Raw genomic sequence first — 20,420 nt, forward strand, 5'->3', positions numbered from 1 at the left:
TACAAGGATACTGATACTACGGGAGAACCTGTCGAGCATGTGACAGAACCGGACAAGCAAATTGCGCATTCGGCTCTCGGTGACTACGGACCATTCAGTGTGAAATACGCCACGAAGGAATTTCTCAGCTACGGGAACAAAAAGTTCCGCATATAGATTCTGATTTTGCTTGTTACAGATGGAAGCAACGGCAATATGCCAGAGGAGGCCGGGCTATACAAAAAAATAAGGGGCTGTACACATGCGTCAGCTCCTTGTTTTTAAGGGGATATTCGACTTTTAGCCCCCCAAAAGATCAATATTGTTATGTACAACCGTCCAACCTGCGGGTAAAGTGCGCAACTCGGACCTGGACAGCAAGCTGAAAAGAGGCACAAGTATGTAGGCAACCCTGTTATAGCACCGGAATCTGCTGTGTCGCATGAATCAACCGTAGTCCCCGTGAAAGGCATGGCTATACCGCCAAGGGCTGTGGATGAAGTCGCAATGCGGAAAGCCGTCCTTTCCCAGGCAGTTCTCAGGAAGTCTTAAGAAAGAGGGGATAAACATCTGATACGGACAACTCGCAATACGATACGCAACGATGAAAGTGGTGAACAAATCTGGCACTAACGGATGCGCCTCTTTTATATGATTATAATATTAACAAGAAATGCCCGCCATTGTTCTTAAATGCGAATTATAACTTCTTACTGTTGGAAGATTATCTATAAATCGGGCATGAGGGTAAGAGTGCTTACAAACAATTCGGCCCGCTTTATTGGGGGCTGCCAAACCTCGACCGGCACCTGTACCACCCGCGGATATAAATTCGGACCGGAGGTATGGATGGTATTCCGCACACCGGACCAACGTACCCTTGCGGACAGTCCCGAGCCCGGCAAGCCATAATTCCGTCGGGTCAATTGAACAACCGCCTCTCGGAATATGTTCATATCATGGGCCGGTCCCGTATGCAGCTATTTTCCGGGGTACATGACATTGAGGACATACCGCCTGATGCCGACATCCGAGGTTATGTTTAAATTTGTATATTAATTTATATTTTTATATATTTGCAACAGTTGTTGTCTAATTTACATCAGAATGACACGTGTTCGGAATATGGGAAGAATACTGTCCGCATTCCTCATGCTGGGAATTTCCTCCATGTGCGGAGCCCAGATATATAAATACTTGGGAATAGAGGACGGATTGAGTAACCGGAGGATTTACCGTATCCAAAAAGACGGGAGGGGATACATGTGGTTCCTCACCCAGGAGGGGATGGACCGTTATGACGGCAAGCGGATCAGGCATTACACTGTTCTTGACGGCAATCTGAAGGTGGCCCCGCAAGTCAATCTGAACTGGCTCTACACCGACACGGAGAACACGCTGTGGGTTGTGGGAAGGAAAGGTCGTATTTTCCATTACGACACCCTCCATGACCGTTTCCGGATGGTATACAGGATACCCGGTCTTCAGGATGACTTCGCCACGGGCATGCTCTGTTACGCCTATATGGACCGTGGGGACCGCATATGGCTCTGTCAGGGTGACCATATCATCCGCTATGACACCCGCACAGGCATTGCGCAGCGGCTGGTCTCCCGTTTAAGAGGTGATATAACCGCTATCAGCGAGACGGACGGTACAAACCTTTTCATCGGTACCGTGAACGGACTTTTTCCGGTACGGGAAAGGGACGGTGTCCTTGAGGCGCTTGCGGACACGGACAGCATCCGGACGCCGGTCAGCGAACTCTACTACCACCCCGGTTCGAAGAAACTGTTCGTGGGAACCTTCAGGAAGGGCATACTTGTATACGGAGTGTCCGCAGGCAGTACGCTGCGGAATGTGGCCGTCAACCGGATCACCCCTCTCAATGACCGGGAGCTGCTGATAGCCACGGGCGGAAGGGGGGTATACAGGATGGATGTGGACTCGCTAGTGCCCAAACCCTATATAACCGCCGACTACGCCAGCCACAACGGCATGAACGGAGACAATATCAATGACATTTATGTGGATGGCGGGGACCGTATCTGGCTTGCCAACTACCCCGCCGGAGTCACAATCCGGAATAACCGCTACCAGAGCTATGAATGGTTCCGGCACTCACCGGGCAACAGCCGGTCGCTGGTTAACGACCAGGTGCACGATGTCATCGAAGACAGCGAAGGCGACTTGTGGTTCGCCACCAGCAACGGGATCAGCCTGCTGCAGCCTGCGGTAGGACGGTGGCGCTCCTTTCTCAGCCGGTCCGATGGGATACAGGATGGCGGGAACCATATCTTCCTGACGCTCTGCGAGGTCTCGCCGGGTGTCATCTGCGCCGGCGGGTACGCTTCGGGCCTGTACAGGATCGAAAAGAAAACCGGGAGGGTGGAATACTTTCCCCCCTCCTTTGCAGCAGAGGGGCGTCCAGACCAGTATATCAATGACATCGGAAAAGATTCCGGAGGATGTATATGGACAGGGGGCTGCCACAATCTCAAACGTTTCGATCCCCATGACGGCACAGTACGCCTGTACCCGGTCCCGGGCCCCATCACCGCCATACTGGAGAAGGCTCCGGAATGGATGTGGATCGGTACCGGCATGGGGTTGTACCTGCTTGACGGGCACGGGGGGACCTGCAGACATATCGCCTTTCCAGTCGAGGCGGTTCATGTCTATGCACTGTACCAGGCACCGGACGGGCTCCTGTATATCGGCACCGGCGGGGCGGGACTTCTCGTCTATGACAGCGTGGAGGACAGGTTCGTCCGCCAATACCAGACCGAGAACTGCGCCCTGATATCCAATAACATCCATACCATTGTCCCCCGTGCGGACGGCACCCTGCTACTGGGGACCGAAAACAGCGTGGCCCTGTTCCGGCGTGAGAGCGGCACTTTCAGAAACTGGACGGCAGAACAAGGGCTGGCAAGCGTATGCCTCAATGCCGGGGTATCCACTTTCCGGCACGGGGAAAGCTTCGTGTTCGGGAGTAACACCGGAGCCGTCATGTTCCCCTCCGACATGAGGATACCCGCCCCGCATTTTTCTCGGATGCTCCTGCGGGATTTCATGATCTCCTACCGCCCCGTCTATCCCGGGGACAAGGGATCCCCCTTGAGGGAGGATATTGACAATACCGTCAGGCTGGAACTTGCATATGACCAGAATACCTTCTCCCTGGAAGCTGTCTCCATCAACTACGACTATCCCTCGAACATCCTATATTCATGGAAATTGGAGGGGCTCTACGAGGGCTGGAGCCATCCGGTCCAGAGCGGGCGGATACAGTTCACGAGCCTGCCCCCAGGCAACTACACCCTGCGTATCCGTGCCGTCTCCAATGAGGAGAAATACAAGGTGTATGAGGAAAGAAGCCTCGGTCTGAGTGTCGCCCGGCCGCTGTGGGCGGGTACATGGGCCATTGCCGGATATGCGTCATTGTGTGTGTTGGCTGGGGTGGTGTCTTTTCGCGTTGCCATGTTGCGCAGGCAGAAAAGGATATCAGACGAAAAGACGTGCTTCTTCATACATACTGCCCATGATGTCCGTACTCCGCTTACGCTGATCAAGGCTCCGCTGGAAGAGGTGGTGGAGAAAGACATGGTGAAGGCGGAGGGGATGGACAATGTACGGATGGCCCTGAAAAGCGTGGACGGACTTCTGGGATTGGTCACCAGCCTGATAGCTTTCGAGAGTACGGACAACTACACCTTGAGACTTCATGTCTCGGAATATGAGCTCAACAGTTATCTGGAGACGACCTGTGAGGCATTCCGCACATATGCCTCCATCAGGGACATCGATATCACCCGTGAGAGCGGCTTCCCTTACCTGAATGTCCGGTTTGACAAGGACAAAATGGACTCTATATTGAAGAATATACTGTCCAACGCACTGAAGTACACTCCACGGGGCGGGAGTATCCAGGTCCGTGCCTTCGCGGACCGGCATGTATGGGGTGTGGAAGTGGAAGACACGGGGATTGGCATTCCACCTGAGGAACGGAAGAAACTGTTCAGGAACCATTTCAGGGGCAGTAATGCCGTCAATCTGCAAGTGGCGGGAAACGGTGTCGGACTGATGATGGTACATAGGCTGGTAAGGCTGCACGGAGGCAGGGTCCGCGTTACCAGTACCGAGGGGAAGGGGACCATGGTATGTGTTATTTTTCCCCTGAGGAGCAGACGCCTTGACAAGGCATGCCCCGTTGCTTCGCCCAGGAAACAGGATACCGGGGAAACCCGCATGGGACCGGATTGCGGCCCCATGCGTGAGATCCTTCCAACAATGACCGGCGGGGACCGGCAGCGTATTCTTATTGTGGAGGACAATGACGATTTGCGGACCTACCTTGAGGGGCTGCTGAAAGAGGAATACCTGGTCCAAACCTGTTCCAACGGACGGGACGCGCTGCTTGTGGCGAGAGAATACAATCCGGACCTGATACTTTCGGACGTTATGATGCCTGAAATGGGAGGGGACGAACTTTGCGCGTCCGTCAAATCCGATATTGAGACATCCCATATCCCGGTCATGCTGCTGACCGCCTTGGGAGATGAGAAGGACATGCTGGAGGGGCTGGAAAACGGAGCTGACGCCTATATCACCAAACCGTTTAGCATAAACGTGCTCAGGGCGAATATCAGGAACATACTGGCAAACCGGGCACTGCTCAGACGGGCATACGCCGGTCTTGAGGACGGAGTCGGACAGGTTCCGCCGGACTGCCACAATACCCGGGACTGGAAATTCATGGCCTCCGTAAGGGAATGCGTCATGAAGAATATCGACAACCCCGGTTTCTGTGTGGACATGCTCTGTGGCATGCAGAACATGAGCCGCACCGGATTTTTCAACAAGTTGAAGGCGCTCACCGGCCATGCCCCGGCTGACTATATCCGCTCCATGCGGCTGCAATATGCGGCACAACTGCTCAGGGAAAAAGACTGTTCGATAACGGAAATCTCGGATGACTCGGGGTTCTCCGATGTCAGATATTTCAGGGAGGTGTTCAGGAAGTACTATGGAATGAGCCCGAGTGAGTACAGGAATTCGATGAGAGGATAACATCACGGGCAGACAGACTCCAGGATATGGCAGGCCTTATTGTCGGAGATGGTGTATGTTTCGCTCCGCACCGACAAGCCGGGCACGGTTAACTCGTTCACCGTAATGATGAAGGCGAACAGCCGCCCTGCCCCAGTATTGAGGCTCGTGCCTGATAGGGATAGTAGAAATAATAGTGTTCGTCCAACAGCCCGCCTGTGAGCGGTGTCGGACTTTCAGTTTTCCATACGAGACCGCCCGTGTCGGCATCCCTCTCGGCTGTCAGTTTCACGTTGGAATAGACTGTTTGAGTGCCCCGCACCACGTATAGGCCGCAGGCCCCGCCTTCGGAAAACTTGGTTTGGCAGCCATTCTCCACAGTACGGGTGGTTTTGCGAACAGCCGACGTATATCCACCATCGGTAACGGAGAAAGTAAGTTGCTGCGCCTTGTCTTGGTTGCCCGGGAGCTCTTCTTGCGTACAGGCGGCAAGCGATAGGAGCACCGCCGCCGGAATCGAATGTAGAATGCTTTGCTACAGTTTCTTTCTTTAATGTGATTAAAAAGCGCACACGGCCAGAAACCTAACTTTATAAGTACTTATCATTACTTTCCAGAGTGGCATCTGGAAAGTGTATGGCATATGCATTGTTAGGGCTATAATATGCCTCCGTAGACGACCAGTAAGAGGTGGTATAAATTGGCGTCGGACCGCCGGCAGCGACGAGGGATGGGTTGACTATATAATTCCAAATTTCGGCATTCGGAAAATCTTTCATCATAATCTTATCATCAGTAAGTCGGGCTGGGGTTAGTCTGCCTGTGGGGTCAGTGTCTTTCGGTATACAGAAGACGACACCGGCGACCGTCTTGCCCGCTACGGATTGCGGCTTCGGGTCTGCGATGACCTGAGCTTTCCCATTGGGATAGCGTTTGCGCAGTCCGCCGTCCGAAGTGCTCCTGCCCGAATAGATGTAGTCCCCAGCCTTCACTTCATCGGCAGTGTAGTGTATTGTTTTGGCTACCGCCACATTCTCCTCGCCGCCATCAATCCAGGTGTTGCCCGGCACCGTCTGCACCACGTCTATTTCATTCGTTTTTCCTCCGTGACACCTTCGCCCGCCATGAGCGTGAACTCTACTTTTGCCATGCGGTGGTTGAAACGGAGGCTGACGGCTTGGTCATAACCTCCCACTACGGTGACGTATAGAAGGCCGAAGCCGGCATACCCGCCACTTTGGTCGATATCGGCATTCGGAGTCCGTGCCGTGACACATGTCTCGGTAGTGCTCTTCCGGTAAATGGTGTTTTCAGCATCCTTTGGGACAGTATTGCCCGAGGCGTCCATTACGTACCTTTGGAGGCTGAGCATGCCATCCAGCATCACTCCTATCTCCTTGCCGCCGGCACGGGGGTGCGGTTGCGCCACCTCCGCTGTCAGTCGCAATGGGTACTTGCCATCGGGTAAACGTGTAGTAGATTCTCCCGTTTCCATCTTGCCGCAAGAGACGAGTAGCCCGCCCGCGAGCATCAACATCGGCTACCAGCCGCTGATGCGCATCCATCGTCCGGAATATCCTGTTCCTTTCACATCGTTATTTTTCTTTGTTTTATGTGGTTAGAAAGCGCACACGGCACGCACATTGAGTGCGCCGTCCTTTTCGCTGAGCTGTGCGAAGGCATTGTAGAAATACACGCTAAAAGCGCCATTCTTATTACTGGGGCTCTCCGAAGAAGACCAGAAACGTTTATGGTTATTGCGCGGTGACAATGCGTCACCGCCAACGGCGGAGATGGAGACTTCGACTATATCCCTCGTCTCTGTGTTGTCCCGTGTGTACGCAATATTATCGACATCCTTATAACATAGCATGTGCAGTTCCTTTACCGACGGCAAGAACCATCCGGTGCTGTTTGCCGGGGCTGGATTATTTGCGATAAATGTTTTCAGGACCTCAGCAGGATTGACCAAGGCATCGGTTTTGCCGTTTGTCTTGCAATATCCGTTATACGCCCACAGCACTTTCGTGTTCTGGTAACCGAGTATCCTGTTTATGTTGCCGGTCGCATCGAAACCAGTGGCAATGTTTACGTACTCATCCTTATCGACAGGATTGAAATCTGTTCCTCTTTGAAAATCCGCCACCCAGTCGTTAACGTTTTGCCACGAGACGTTGCCCGGAGCATCTTTAATCGACACGGCAAGGCCATGGGTGCAATTGGGATGTTCTTTCACCATAATCTTGTCGAAATCCAGAGACGCCGGCGTGATCCGTCCTTCAGGATTGGTCTCTGCCGGTGTCCAGAAGACGATGGGCGCCACGCTTGCCTTCTGCTCCTCGGTCAGGGTAGTACCCTTAGGCAGCAGGTTGCCGTCGGCGAGCAGGTAATCTCCCCGTTGCATCGTGTAGTCCTTTACAGTTGTCACCGCGCCGTCCACCTTGTATCTCTTGTAACTGCCGGTAGAAAGGCCGGACGGGGTTATGGTGAACTCCTTGCTTCCCTCGTCATAATGTCCTTCGATAGTCGGTGCGGGAGTCGCGTGATTCACCAAGTAGCGGTATGTACCATCGTTCACGCGCAGCGGCTGGGCAATGCCAGAGAATGTAGTGGCGGGTGACACGGCGTAATCAGGAATCCTCTCGTCGGTAAACTTGTATTTAACGGTATTCGGCATCTCGATGACGGCCAATGCCATACGATGGTTCATGGTGAAAGAGAGGTGGAGGGTGTTGTCTTCCCCTGTCGTTGCGGAGCCTTCGGCAGTCATCAAGTCGGAGGCGGTATATGCCGCATGAGTACTTTGGTCGTCCTGAGGCTGCCAAGCGGAAACCAACGGGGCGAAGAATTCCGTGTCGGTCAAGGCTGAGCCTGTGGGAGTGGCAGTCTTTCCGCTCATATCCGTTTAGTAGGGATAGTAGAGGTAGTAGTGCTCATCCGACAATCCCCCCACAAGTGTCGTGTTGTCCTTGGACTTCCACACGAGGTCGCCCGTGGCGGCATCCCTCTCTGCGGTCAGTTTCACGTTGGAATAGAGGGTTTGAATGCCGTGCGTCACGTATCGCCGTCAGGCATGTTTTTCCTGCCGCTATGAACAACGGCGGGGGTATATGGTTATCCGGATGTTGCCGATGGAAAAAATCGGCTGGAAGAAGAAATAAATTTCTCGCAACGTTTCACAACAGCTTTGACCTGATGCTTTTCAACACACGCCACACCGTCATGCCTGAGAGCTTTATTCTCTTCCTAAGCAGATAGTTGGCAATCCGTTGCGCTCCCCATCTTCTTGTCTCACGCACAGATTAAGGATAATGGTTTCAATTTCAGGTGTTATCTTCATATTGGCAAGTCTTGATGAACGTTTAGACTTATCGGACAATTCCGACTTGCCTTGTTCTTTCTCGCAATTTATCCAACGGTATAACGTGGAACGGGTAATCCCGCACCGAAGGGCAGTTTTTGTCACAGAACCCGTTTCGACGTATAGCTCAAGCCATTTTTGGCGCATCCGTATATCTTCTTTCATGCAACGAAGATACGGATTAAGATTTGCCAACGAAAAGAAAAAGTGTAGCGTATCTATTGATACTTTGCAATTAAATACTACTCCGCTTTTCAGCCATCTCCTTAATACCAGCCTGTCAATCTACACATTGTTGAGAAGCCATTCATGATTAATATGATCAAAACAACCCTTAATGTCACCTTCCAGTATCCATTGTGGTAAACAGTCTCTACTCAACCATCTATGAAGTGCGTCTATTGCATCCGCAGTACTTCTAAACTTTCTGAACCCATATGAGTTCGCATCCGCTTCACTTTCAGTTATAAGTTCTAAAGCCATAAGATATATCCTGCACGGCTCTGTCCTTCATGGTTGGTATTCCCAAAGATCTTGTCTTGCCATTTGCTTTGGCTATGTTGACCTTCCTCAGCGGGAAGGCCTTATATCCTCTCCTTTTCAATAAACATATAGCTTCTATTTTCTTGGCATCAGTGTCCCACTTCATATGGTCAACCCCTGCCGTACGTTTACCTTTATTGGAAGTTACTTTCCTTATCGCCAATGCCTTGGCTTCGTAGGAAGTGGCAAGTAGGTACCGTAAGGCCTTTACCTTGTTGTACCTCTTTTCTTTGTGGGCCTTTGCTATTCGGACCTGCAGTTTTCTCACTTTACGCTCATATTTGGAAGAATCGATATCTTTTCATGTCGTGTTTCGTACGGTTAAAGATGCACACTCGGCTTTTGCCTTGCTCATTTGCAGTTTCTTCATTTTATTAAAGTTCTACAATCGTTTCACAAAGAATTACCCTGCGGAAGTCTGCCTGATTTCGCATGGGGTGATGTTTAAACCTCTATCCTCCGCATTACACAGAATCATTCACTTTCTCCGCAATCCTTTACCCGCACCACATTCGGCTTTTCTTGCAATTGGCTTACCTGCCTGACATAGACAGGAGAAATACGGGTTTACCAAGTTCCGTACAAGTAACTGACGCCCGACTTAGAGCCCGCCCCTCCACCGCCAGTATGATGTCCGTGTAGCCTTACATTCCCAAAAGACTATCCTGACTACCCACCTTTTGGCTATAGCTTATAAATATCCGTAAGCTATTTCTTTATTACGATGGTGTAGCGATTCACATATGTTACTCATATCAGTCAGCCTAACAGCCTATACATTGGATATTTCTGTAAAGGACTGCATTGTCAAGAGGGCTTCGCACTAAACCATGACTGGTAAAGCACGCCTCTTTAGACTACTATTGACAGAACAATAGGTTCAGGCACAGTGCTGAACAATTACTTGTACGACTTCTTGTCGCACGGAATACCTAAAGATACAAAAAGGCCAACTAATTCGCAATAATTTGGCTATGAATTAGTTGGCTAATTTTATATTATTTAATAAATACCCCTATTCAGTTCGATTAATGGAGCTGAACTATAAATTTGGACGTTTGCCTTCTTATACAAGATTGACATTCATTGTTTCCGCTATTGTTTTGTTTTCAATCAGCATTCAACTGTATCAACATGAACAGTCGTTTGAAAACTTGAAACTCATTTTCCAAAAACATAAATAATCAACAGATTATTAAAGGTAATCAGTTGGACTATACATTATCTCAGAAAATATATCTATTTGACCTTCATTATATCTTTCAACAGTCCCAACGGCTCATCTGTAGTGATAAAGTCGACTTTATCCCAAAAGTATTGCATGTCCTCTTTTTTATTAACCGTCCATACATTCACTTTTAGCCCCAAGGCATGGCAACTTTCAATCCAATCGGTATAACGGTAAAATTCAGAGAAGTGATAATCCGGTCCGGCACTACCCAATTCTTTCAGTTGTTGTGGAGATAAGTCCCCTTTCAGATAATATACAGGAGTGCTTGTGGGAGCCTGACGGATCAGTTCCTTTAATGCGTGAGACGAAAAGGTGATATATATCATCCGGGGTTCGAGTCCCATCTTCTTTATCATCGAAACGATCTCTTCAACAGCTTTTATCTCCCGTTCGGGTTTACTATGAGCTTTCAACTCCAGCACCAGCTTCAAAGATGTTTTCCGCTTAGCTGTTTCCAGAAGCTCTTTTAAGGAGGGTACGCATTCTCCATTCGCTAACCATAACCCGGTTAATTCCTTCAGAGTGGACTCTTCAACCTTATGCCCTTGAATAATCCCATCATGGCTAACCACCAAACCATTATCTTTTGTCAGCCAGACATCAAACTCCGAACCATAACATCCTATAGAATCCGCTTTCAACAAAGATGTAATGCTATTCTGTGCTGATCCTTGGGTTTTCCAGAAACCACGATGGGCAATCACCCGTGTTTGTGCCGAAGTATTGGCAATCATAAACATAATTGCCAATAAACACATTACCTTTTTCATTTTGTCCTTTCCTCTAATTGTTAGTTATATAAGAGCTGATTCTCTAGTATCCCGGATTCTGCACTAGATTGGGATTTACTTCTATCTGATCTTGTGGAATAGCAAGCCAATAGTTCTTGGGAGCGGTAAAATTACGAACGCCGGTTTCTTTCATGTCCGTAAGTTTATAAAAACTATCAGCGGTTTTTCCGGATAATGTCCAGGATTTCTGATAACGCATCATTTCAGTATGGGCAATTTTCCAACGGCGCATATCATGGAAACGTCTGCCTTCCATAGCCAATTCAATGGAGCGTTCATCATGTAATATTTCGCGCAACTTCTCTCCTGAAGGAATACCACCGGCTTTTGCCCATGAATCTGCAAAGGTAGGTAATCCGCAACGTTCACGTACTTTATTCAAATAGGACAGACTGGCAGTACTCAGTGTGCCGCTATATTCGAAATCCGCTTCTGCATAACTCAGATAGAGTTCGGCCAGACGCATATAAGGAAAGCACCAACGGTTGTAGGTTATTTGATCGGTAGTCCTATTATAGGTATCATATTTAGACACCCATTTCTGACAATAATAACCGTTGTCCGTTTGATACTCATCCTTGGCATTGCCATTATTCTGCTGCATTTCACCACGTCTGCATTTGAGCACTATTGTCTTTCCCTGCACGTCATAATTTCCACGATCAAAGCCAATAGAGGCATAAAAGCGCGGATCACGATTCCTGTGAAAACGTACCGTACTATCACCTGGTGCAATGGAATACGGATCAAGCTTCTTAGTCTCGGGGTCATCTGCCCAAGGTAGACCGTTCTTGGTATAATACCTACTCACACAATCCCACGTCGGGAATAAGGACCCTCTAAAACCTTTGGTCGAATAACTTGTAAATTCAACACGAGGAGCCATATTCTTGATACAGTAGGAAATAGTTCCCTGTTCAGCAAAGCCAAACAGGACTTCATTCCAGTTAAATCCGCTACCACTGATCCCATCACCGACAAAGGCTTCATGATAGTTTTTCTTCCCTTGCTCCAAGTCATTGGTCGAATTTCCATAAAGTTTGTAACCGTTCTCTTCGCAAAGGTCTATGGCCTCTTTGGCAGCATCCATCGCTCTCTTCCACTTTTCCCGGTCATAAGTCTGGTTAATCAGAAAAGTGCCGTCGGGGTTTTTAAAGTCGGAATAAAACTCACTATTCCCATTGACTAACGGCGAGGCGGCATAAAGCAACAGCCGAGCCTTGAAAGCCAAGGCAGCAGAAGAGGTAGCCCTGTTTCTCTTACTTGAATCCCATACGCCAGGAAGTAATCTAGCTGCTTCCGAATATTTATTGGCAATGAAATCGACACATGTATCATAAGGAGAACGGGAGGTCATCATCTCGGCCGGAGAACTTTCCATTGGTATTTCCTTGTCAATAATAACTATCGGTCCATAGTACTCCAGCATGATCTGATGATAATACCCGATCAAAAACAGCACTTCACCTTTCCACCAGCTCAGGTTTTCGGGGGTAATGTCCGATACCCTATCCAGATTATTAAGCACATTATAGCAATTGCGGATACTTTCCCATACTGCTTTCTTCACAGCACCCTGCGGATAAGATTTTGCTGTATTGCTCCATAATGAGTAATAAGTCGTTGTTGGGGATTCTTCCCCATAAACCAGACTGCGGAAATGAAACCAGCGCGTTGTTCCTCCTTTGCTCGTTATGATTTCGTTTCCTCCGGTAAAATCAGGAAATTGTTGGGGATGGAAATAGTTAGGGATATTCGCGTAGCAAGACAGTACCATTCCTTCAGCCTGATATTGTGTCCGGTAGATATCATCCACGGTAGCAGTACCTTGCGGAACCACATCAAGAAAATCACATGATGCCATCATTAAACAGCCGATTGCCGACAGGCATAACTTTGTATATATATTTTTCATAACTTATTCTGTTCTTAATTAATAATGAAACTGAATCCCGATCTTGACCGTGCGCTGTAGCGGATATTTCAAACCATTCCCACTTCCCATTTCAGGATCCCAGGTACTGAACGGAGAGAATGTCAGCAAATTAGTACCTGCTGCATACACACGCAGCCACGGGAAGAAGGAATAGCCCAGTTCGGCATTCTTCAGGCGCAGGAAAGCTGCGTTACGTAGGTAATAAGTGCTGGTTTGCGCATTGTTCGTGATAAATTCGGGTGATAATCGGGGATAGGCGGCACCGGCTACATTATTGCTTTCCGACCAGTGGTCATCAACGATATACTGTGCAATGTTATATCCTTTATGGCCCGCTTCGCTGAACGGATGAATATCGCTCATCATTAAACTGACTTTGGCCACTCCCTGGAAAAACAGAGACAAATCCCACTTTTTATACTTCAACGTTCCTCCAAAACCATAGATAATCTCCGGAATTTCAGGATTGCCGATAATCGTCCTGTCATAACCATTCACCACGTTATCACCATTCAGATCTTTATATTTAATATCTCCCACCGTATAATTTCCGAACGACTGTTTGGGAGATCTGTCTATTTCCTCCTGAGAAGTAAACAATCCGTCAGACACATATCCCATAATACTGTTTATCGGGTGTCCGATTCTTGAAGAATAGGGTTCTACATTCACCGGTTCGTCTATCTCCGTAATCTCATTATGTGCATAGGTCAGACTACCGTTCAGGCGGAGCACCCAATCTTTGCCAATTACTTTGCTGTATGCTACACTCATATCCACACCCTTATTCTTTACCGAGCCAATGTTGGCATAAGGCAGCATACCTGTCACTCCCATTGTTGAAGGGACGGACGAACGTTGCATAAAAATTCCACTACGGTCTTCCTTGAAATAATCAATGGTTATATCCATAGATTCAAGAAGGGTCATATCGACACCTAAATTCAGCTTTTTCGATTTCTCCCATGTAGCGTTCGCATTACCATAAATATTTACAAGCGGCCCATTCACGCGGGTACCGCTACCAGTCCACCAATCCAAATTATTATTCATACTGACTTCTGTTACATAGGGAAAGCGAGTGGCAAGCGCATCATTTCCGGTCAATCCATAAGTAGCTCGGATTTTCAGAGTGGAAACTGTTTTTTTTAACGGTTGGAAAAACTTTTCATTAGAAATAGTCCATCCTAGGGCAATCGCAGGGAAGAATCCGAAACGATGCCCGCTTCTGAAATTCTCCGAGCCATTATAACCAAAGGTAGCCTCAAGCAGGTAACGCTGACCAAAACTGTAGGTCAGACGTCCGGCCATCCCTTGCTCACGGTAAGGAAGAAGATCTTTTTCAGCTCCGCCGTCCTTCACTTTCTTGGTTTCTTTCATGTGGTAAACAAGGGTAGCTCCCACATCATGTCCACCAAACTGGCGTGAGTAGTCCAGCGCTCCCTGTAAAGACCAGACACTCTCTGTCGGATCACGCCCGGAATTGCTCTTCAGATAAGGTTCTCCCGGCTCACCGATAGTCGAAGTCTTATAAAGGTAGTTTCCCTGATCATCCATCGTATAGTCATCAGATACTTTATAGTAGAAAGGTACAATCCAATGATCCAGCCAGTTAAAACTGTAATTATAGAAAGATGCCAGTCCGGTGAGTTTTAACCCTGGTGTGACAAACTTCAAGTCCTGTTCGAGATTGAAAGCGGTCGTCATATAGACATAATTTCGTTCCGTATAACCTTCACTCAATTTGGCGTAAGGATTCGGCTCTGATTTTCCCACATCCCACGGATCATTGCTACCGTAGCGGATGTATGTATCCCCTGGTTCAGCAGGAAGTGTAGCAGGAAAACGTACGGGATTCCCATGCATGGAATAGGCGAACAAATTCCGGGTACTTGTTTTGGGGGCATGGTGGTAGAACAACTGCGTATTCATATTTAGCCCCACTTTCGTCGTAGAGGTAACACGGGCTGTCACATTACTCTGAAACAGGTATTTCTTGTTGCGCATACCCACATCAAGCTTATCTTCCTTGGGTTGCCGGATGATACCATTTTCATAGAAGATTCCAGCATTCAGGAAGTAATCCACATTTTTGCTTCCGCCCTTGATGGAGATATTCAAATTCTGATTAACGGTGAAGTCTTTGAACAACATACTGTACCAGTCATTGTTTGGGAACAGGTAGGGATTTGCATTGGCACGTGTTTTATCTATCTTATCCCGGCTATAGAAAGGCTCATACTCTTGGTTATTGGAAATAGCCTGATTATAAACGGCTTCATTATACATATCCATGTAAGTCGGGCCATCTGCCATTTTCTGCACATAGGTAGGCATGGAGAAAGTATTATCAAAGCGGATATCTACAGACATTTTCTCGGAAAGCTGTCCTTGCTTGGTAGTAACGATGATAACTCCGTTAGCCCCCCGTGAGCCGTATAGGGACGTTGCCGTAGCATCTTTCAGCACAGAAAACGACGCGATAGATTCTGGAGGAATATTGTTCATCATCGTAGCGTTGATTTCCACACCGTCAAGTATGATCAGCGGTGAGGTATTCGAACCAAAAGTTGATATACCACGTATATAGAATTTCGCCTCATCAGAGCCTGGTTCACCCTGTGTTTGTACGGCGATGATACCTGGAACGTTCCCGGCAAATGAAGTACTAAGATTACTGGATGTCATCTTCAGGTCTTCCGGCTTCACTGCCTGCACAGCTCCCACGAGGGATTCTTTCTTTTGTTTGCCAAAACCGACCACGACCACTTCATCCAGCATCATACTCCTGTCCGGAGTCAAATTAACGGAAATGAACTTCTTATCTTTTACCACTACCGTTTTCTTCTGGTACCCAACATATGAAATGGTCAATGATGCGTTCTTTGCCAACTGTATAGTGAATATACCGTCCACATCTGTTATAACCCCGTTCTGCGTTCCACTTTCCAATACGGTAGCTCCAATAACAGGCTCTCCGTTTTCGTCTCCCACATATCCTTTCGTTTCTGCTTTTACTTCTTTTTGCTGGCTCTCGTCGATCTTTCTATTATCTGCCGCCGTTACAACGGAAACGGGAAATAATGTGAAGGCTAACCATAACAGGATGCAACAGCTTTCGCTGGTAAGGCATCCTTGTTTTACTTTACAGTTCATATATCAATAGATTTTTTGATTAGTAGTGTAGATTTTTCTCTGAAATACAGGGAGGTGTGTCGTAATGCACGATGTACCCTCTTTTTTATTCATTACTATACAACTCTGTTCATTTTCTTTTCTATTATTCATTGTGTGTGCAATTTATTTTATAATTATTTCTTTGACTTTATATAAATTACAGTACAAATTCTCAAACTAAGAATCGTTTATATATACGATAGGAAAACAACTCTCTCTTCCGCCCGAAGGCTGGCTGGCAAAAAAAAGTAAATACCTTGTCATACATCAAATTTAGTTGTTAATATATTTGCAAAATTACCCGGAACAACTCGGATAAAATATCAGAAAATGACCTGATATTATAAAATTTAAAGCAAAATACATATTACTAGTGCGATATGAAATCTTTAGGCAGTACTCCGAACTGTTTTTTAAAACAGCTTGAAAAATAGGAGGGGGTACTGAACCCTACCATGTAAGAGACTTCCACCACTCCATAGGTTCCTTCTTTCAGTATGGAAGCTGCCTGCTTCAAACGGAAAAGGCGGAGATATTCGTTCGGACTCATATTTAGGATTCCTTTCAATTTCCGGTAAAAGTTGGAACGTCCCATATTCATTGCATCCGCTATATCATCAATTTGCAGGTCCGTATTATCAAGATGGCGTAATACATACTCATTTAACTTGCTAATAAACATCTCATCGGCCTTTGTCTGCGCCATTGCATCTGCTTTGATAAAAGGAAATTCAATAAAGTGACGGCGTAATCTTTCCCGATTACTCAACAGATTTGCTACATTGGCACGAAGATACTCCATAGAAAACGGCTTTTCAATATACGCATCCGCCCCTTCTTCAAGTCCTTCGATTCTTGATTCCAGATTAGTTTTAGCTGTCAATAATATTACAGGAATATGACTATAGTCCAGATTTTGTTTCAGATGCTTGCATAATTCAACCCCGTCCATCAGAGGCATCATAATGTCACTTATTATCAGATCCACAGATTTCTGTTCAAGAACGTCCAACGCCTCGACCCCATTTTCCGCAATCAGTACATGATACAATGAAGACAATTGCCTGAACACAAAAGCAAGCATATCCTTATTATCTTCTACAACCAATATGGAAGCAACCTCTCTTTTATCTTTATCAGAAACTTCACGATCTTCATCATCATACCCAGGTTTCTTATGTTGTTCTTCCGAATCATCCGGAAGTGTCTGGTGTAATATTGGAATGGAAAGAATGAAACGGTTACAATCTAGCTCCCGGTCCATCACCAGCATACCTTGATGCAACTCTGCCAAGTAACGAGCCATAGCTAATCCGATGCCTGTGCCCGAGACAATATCTTTCCCGTCCCGGTATTGGACAAAGGCTTTAAAAATATTTTCACGCATTTCGATAGGGACTATATTCCCATCATTACTCATAGAGATAGTGAACACCTCATTCTTCTCATCAACAGACAAATGGAGATAAACGTATGTCCGGGCATATTTCAATGCATTAGCAAACAGATTACTGAGAATTTTGGTCAAAGCCTCTTTGTCAACAGAAGCCAACAATTCTTCCTCTGGAACTTCTACTTCAAGTTTAATTCCCCTTTGCTTTGCCAAAGTGGTGAAATACTTATAAACAGAGTGGACGATAGTACCGATATTATATTCTTTCGGATTCAATTTAAAACCTTTATTTTCCGCTTTACGGAAATCAAGTAATTGGTTTATCAGGTTCAGTAACCTCTCCACGTTCTGATCCATAATTTCCAATTCCATCCTTACATTTTCGGAGAGTTCCCTATCAGCAAGTACATTCTCCAATGGGCACTTTATCAGTGTTAAAGGAGTACGGATTTCGTGTGCCACATTTGTAAAGAAATCTATCTTAGTGGTGTAGAGTTCCTGCTCCTTTTCCTGTTCGAACTTCTCCATCTCTTTACGCTGCTTTTCAATAGTACGCTTCCTTAAATAAAAGAAGAGGGCGAAAAATGTACCGAGTATCAATAGGATATAAATCAGGTATGCCCATACGGATAAATAAAACGGGGGCAATATCCTGATCCCCAATGTGCGTACATCTGGATTCCATACACCATCACTATTCGCACCTTTCACGCGTAACATGTATGTCCCATAAGGTAAATTGGAATACGTAATAGGGCCCTTACCCGCTGTATGCCATTCGGAATCATACCCTTCCAGTCTATATAGCAGTGTATTCATGCTCGGTGACTGATAACTTATCGCAGCTATCCTGAAGGAGAACGAATTCTGATTTGACTGAAGTTCGATATGGTTTGACAAAGTGATACTTTGTTTCAATGGAGAGCCTTTTTCTCCGACTACCACCTTTTTATTAAAGAGCATAAAATCGGTAATCAAAACAGAGGGTAAAAAATCATTATCAATAAAGGAGGAGGGGGCAAAGGAGATGAAACCGTTAATACAGCCAAAATAAATCCGTCCATTCTTATCCTTATAGCTGGACTGGTAATTAAACTGGTTACTCAGCAACCCATTAGCAACTGTATACACTTTAAAACTGGAATTCTTCGGGTTAAAATGCACCAGCCCTTTATTGGTTGAAACCCAGAACAATCCCTTTTCATCTTCTTCAATCCGATAAATGACGTTGCTTGGCAGACCGATACCGTCATAACGGACAAAGGTGTTGGCGGAAGGCACAAAGCGGCAGAAGCCACCTCCTTGTGTGGTAAACCATAGCTGATTTTGACTGTCTTCAAAAATACTCAGCACCTTATTGGATGGAAGGGTGGACGAGTCTGCTTCCTCATGTACGAAATGTTCCCAACCACCTGTACGGACATTCTTTTTATAGACGCCATCGGCATAAGTTGCCAGCCATAAATTCCCCTGCTTATCCTCCTTTATATAATAAACAAACGTCCACCCAAGTTCGGGGACGCGTTTAAAACGTTCCGTATCTGGGTTGTACCGAAACAATCCTATTGTTGTTCCAAGATACAGATCGCCCGCAGTTATCCGGCAGATAGAAAAGATATCACTTGCAATATTATCATAGTGCTTTACAGCGTATGTCCTCAAATCAATACGCTTCAATCCTTTTGCAAAATTCCCAACCCACAGATAATCTCCGTCCAAATACAATCCGTGAACATTATGATAAATATCCGGATGAATGAACGGTTCGATTTTTCCAGTACTAGGATAATAATGGAAAAGCCCCTTATCTTCTGTACCTATCCAGAGTGTGCCGTCATGGGCGGCACAAAACTCCCGCACCCTTTTTCCCATTTTGTTTGATTCTTTCTGGGGATAGACTTTATCAAAGTAGGTATATTGCCGGGGGTAATAATTCACACCCCCAAAATAAGTCCCTATCCACATTCCGCCTTCACGGTCTTTGAGAATCGAATAGATGGCATTGTCAGAGATTGAATAGGGATCACCGTTGACGTTCTGCAAGTGGATGATTTTTGCCGTGTGCAGATTATAGATATAAAGTCCCGATTCGGTTCCTATCCATAATTCGTCATCTGAATAAAATGCAAGTTCCCTGATATAAATATCACCTCCCAATTCATCCTTGGAAAGAAGGGTACGGATAGTCTTATTAGTTAGGTTCACTTCTTTCAGTCCGAATACAGTTCCCACATACATGCAATTATAGGGTCCGGGGAGCAATTTATAGATGTATTCATCTCTGAAAGACACTTTTGAATCTTCTGGAAAAATCGGAGTTAAAGTTTTAAGCTTGTCTTTTGAATAATACAGATTTCCATCACGTATGTCCAACCAGCAGACATCGTCCGAATCAAAATAGAGTTGGCCGGAAGTTTTAAGGTTCAGAGTACCGGACCCGTCCGACTGATAATTAACCAACTGGCTATCCTGGGGATTGTAATAGAAGATTCCCCGCGTCTGAGTTACAACCCAGATACCTCCTTTCTGGTCCCCAGTTATCAGATTGACCGTACAGTCTATATCTATGTTTGGATTACTTATCAGAGTAAAATGCCTGACCTTTTCCATTTGTGGGCAATAGACATATAGGCCTACGTCTGTCCCAATCCATATTTGCCCAAGATTGTCTTCATACAAAGAAGTGATGAAATTATTGCCCAAGGTTCCGGATTCTTTCATGAAAGTCCGAAAAGAGATACCATCATACCGGTCAAGACCATCCTTCGTCCCAAACCACATAAATCCTTGTTTATCCTGAAGGATGGCATGGACCGTATTCTGGGATAATCCATTATTGATATCAAGTGAACGGAATGCATATTGTCCTTCATTCAGAACGGCAAGGGAATAAAGAGGCATCAAAGAAAGAAGTGTTAATATAACTAAAATACGTAGTCTCTGCATTGTCTTAATTG

General features: G+C 46.4%; 15 protein-coding genes. 4 read left to right on the forward strand and 11 right to left on the reverse strand.

Annotated features, from left to right (window positions below; genetic code table 11):
• Positions 1-720: 720 nt before the first annotated feature.
• Entirely contained in the window at positions 721-891 is a 171-nt protein-coding gene (locus BSAG_RS25225) for a hypothetical protein (RefSeq protein ID WP_008643590.1), read from the forward strand.
• Between the two features lie 195 nt (positions 892-1,086).
• On the forward strand, positions 1,087-5,052 hold the full coding sequence (locus tag BSAG_RS15550; protein WP_008771512.1) for a hybrid sensor histidine kinase/response regulator transcription factor: 3,966 nt from the start codon (positions 1,087-1,089) through the stop codon (positions 5,050-5,052).
• Positions 5,053-5,149: 97 nt separating this feature from the next.
• Here BSAG_RS15550 and BSAG_RS25555 read toward each other — a convergent pair whose 3' ends face one another.
• Positions 5,150-5,323 carry a hypothetical protein gene (locus BSAG_RS25555; RefSeq protein WP_004308133.1) on the reverse strand — a complete coding sequence of 58 codons (174 nt, stop codon included), beginning with the start codon at positions 5,321-5,323 and terminating at the stop codon, positions 5,150-5,152.
• Between the two features lie 69 nt (positions 5,324-5,392).
• Between BSAG_RS25555 and BSAG_RS25560 the strand changes: the two genes are divergently transcribed.
• Positions 5,393-5,530: a hypothetical protein gene (locus BSAG_RS25560; RefSeq protein ID WP_158567747.1), complete on the forward strand. Its 138-nt coding sequence runs from the start codon at positions 5,393-5,395 to the stop codon at positions 5,528-5,530.
• 91 nt (positions 5,531-5,621) lie between these two features.
• Here the strand turns inward: BSAG_RS25560 and BSAG_RS15545 are convergent, their stop codons facing one another.
• A complete protein-coding gene (locus tag BSAG_RS15545) occupies positions 5,622-6,101 on the reverse strand; it encodes a DUF1566 domain-containing protein (RefSeq protein ID WP_224262685.1) in 480 nt (159 codons plus the stop codon).
• Between the two features lie 14 nt (positions 6,102-6,115).
• Complete coding sequence (locus tag BSAG_RS25565) at positions 6,116-6,379, reverse strand: fimbrillin family protein (protein WP_225483525.1); 264 nt, start codon at positions 6,377-6,379, stop codon at positions 6,116-6,118.
• Positions 6,380-6,401: 22 nt separating this feature from the next.
• On the opposite strand from BSAG_RS25565, the gene BSAG_RS25570 reads away from it, so the two are divergent.
• Complete coding sequence (locus BSAG_RS25570) at positions 6,402-6,653, forward strand: hypothetical protein (protein WP_232286470.1); 252 nt, start codon at positions 6,402-6,404, stop codon at positions 6,651-6,653.
• Here BSAG_RS25570 and BSAG_RS0222995 read toward each other — a convergent pair.
• From BSAG_RS0222995 to BSAG_RS15520, 8 genes are all read right to left on the reverse strand, one after another.
• A complete protein-coding gene (locus tag BSAG_RS0222995; protein ID WP_004312653.1) occupies positions 6,650-7,930 on the reverse strand; it encodes a fimbrillin family protein in 1,281 nt (426 codons plus the stop codon). The genes BSAG_RS25570 and BSAG_RS0222995 overlap by 4 nt on opposite strands.
• Positions 7,931-8,266: 336 nt before the next feature.
• Positions 8,267-8,557, reverse strand: a complete 291-nt coding sequence (locus BSAG_RS0223000) for a helix-turn-helix domain-containing protein (RefSeq protein ID WP_008771115.1) — start codon at positions 8,555-8,557, stop codon at positions 8,267-8,269.
• Between the two features lie 120 nt (positions 8,558-8,677).
• Positions 8,678-8,875: a reverse transcriptase domain-containing protein gene (locus BSAG_RS0223005; RefSeq protein ID WP_008775183.1), complete on the reverse strand. Its 198-nt coding sequence runs from the start codon at positions 8,873-8,875 to the stop codon at positions 8,678-8,680.
• On the reverse strand, positions 8,853-9,203 hold the full coding sequence (locus tag BSAG_RS0223010) for a reverse transcriptase N-terminal domain-containing protein (RefSeq protein ID WP_004308130.1): 351 nt from the start codon (positions 9,201-9,203) through the stop codon (positions 8,853-8,855). The genes BSAG_RS0223005 and BSAG_RS0223010 overlap by 23 nt, the downstream gene beginning before the upstream one ends.
• A gap of 971 nt (positions 9,204-10,174) precedes the next feature.
• Complete coding sequence (locus tag BSAG_RS15535) at positions 10,175-10,936, reverse strand: glycerophosphodiester phosphodiesterase family protein (protein WP_004308129.1); 762 nt, start codon at positions 10,934-10,936, stop codon at positions 10,175-10,177.
• A gap of 43 nt (positions 10,937-10,979) precedes the next feature.
• Positions 10,980-12,872 (reverse strand): RagB/SusD family nutrient uptake outer membrane protein, encoded by a 1,893-nt coding sequence (locus BSAG_RS15530; protein WP_004312654.1) that lies wholly within the window; start codon positions 12,870-12,872, stop codon positions 10,980-10,982.
• Positions 12,873-12,890: 18 nt separating this feature from the next.
• On the reverse strand, positions 12,891-16,049 hold the full coding sequence (locus tag BSAG_RS15525; RefSeq protein ID WP_004312655.1) for a SusC/RagA family TonB-linked outer membrane protein: 3,159 nt from the start codon (positions 16,047-16,049) through the stop codon (positions 12,891-12,893).
• A 391-nt stretch (positions 16,050-16,440) separates the two neighbouring features.
• Positions 16,441-20,409, reverse strand: a complete 3,969-nt coding sequence (locus BSAG_RS15520) for a two-component regulator propeller domain-containing protein (RefSeq protein ID WP_008020225.1) — start codon at positions 20,407-20,409, stop codon at positions 16,441-16,443.
• Positions 20,410-20,420: the final 11 nt, after the last annotated feature.

Origin of the sequence: Bacteroides sp. D1 (genome assembly GCF_000157095.2) — a bacterium.
Lineage (GTDB): Bacteria > Bacteroidota > Bacteroidia > Bacteroidales > Bacteroidaceae > Bacteroides > Bacteroides xylanisolvens.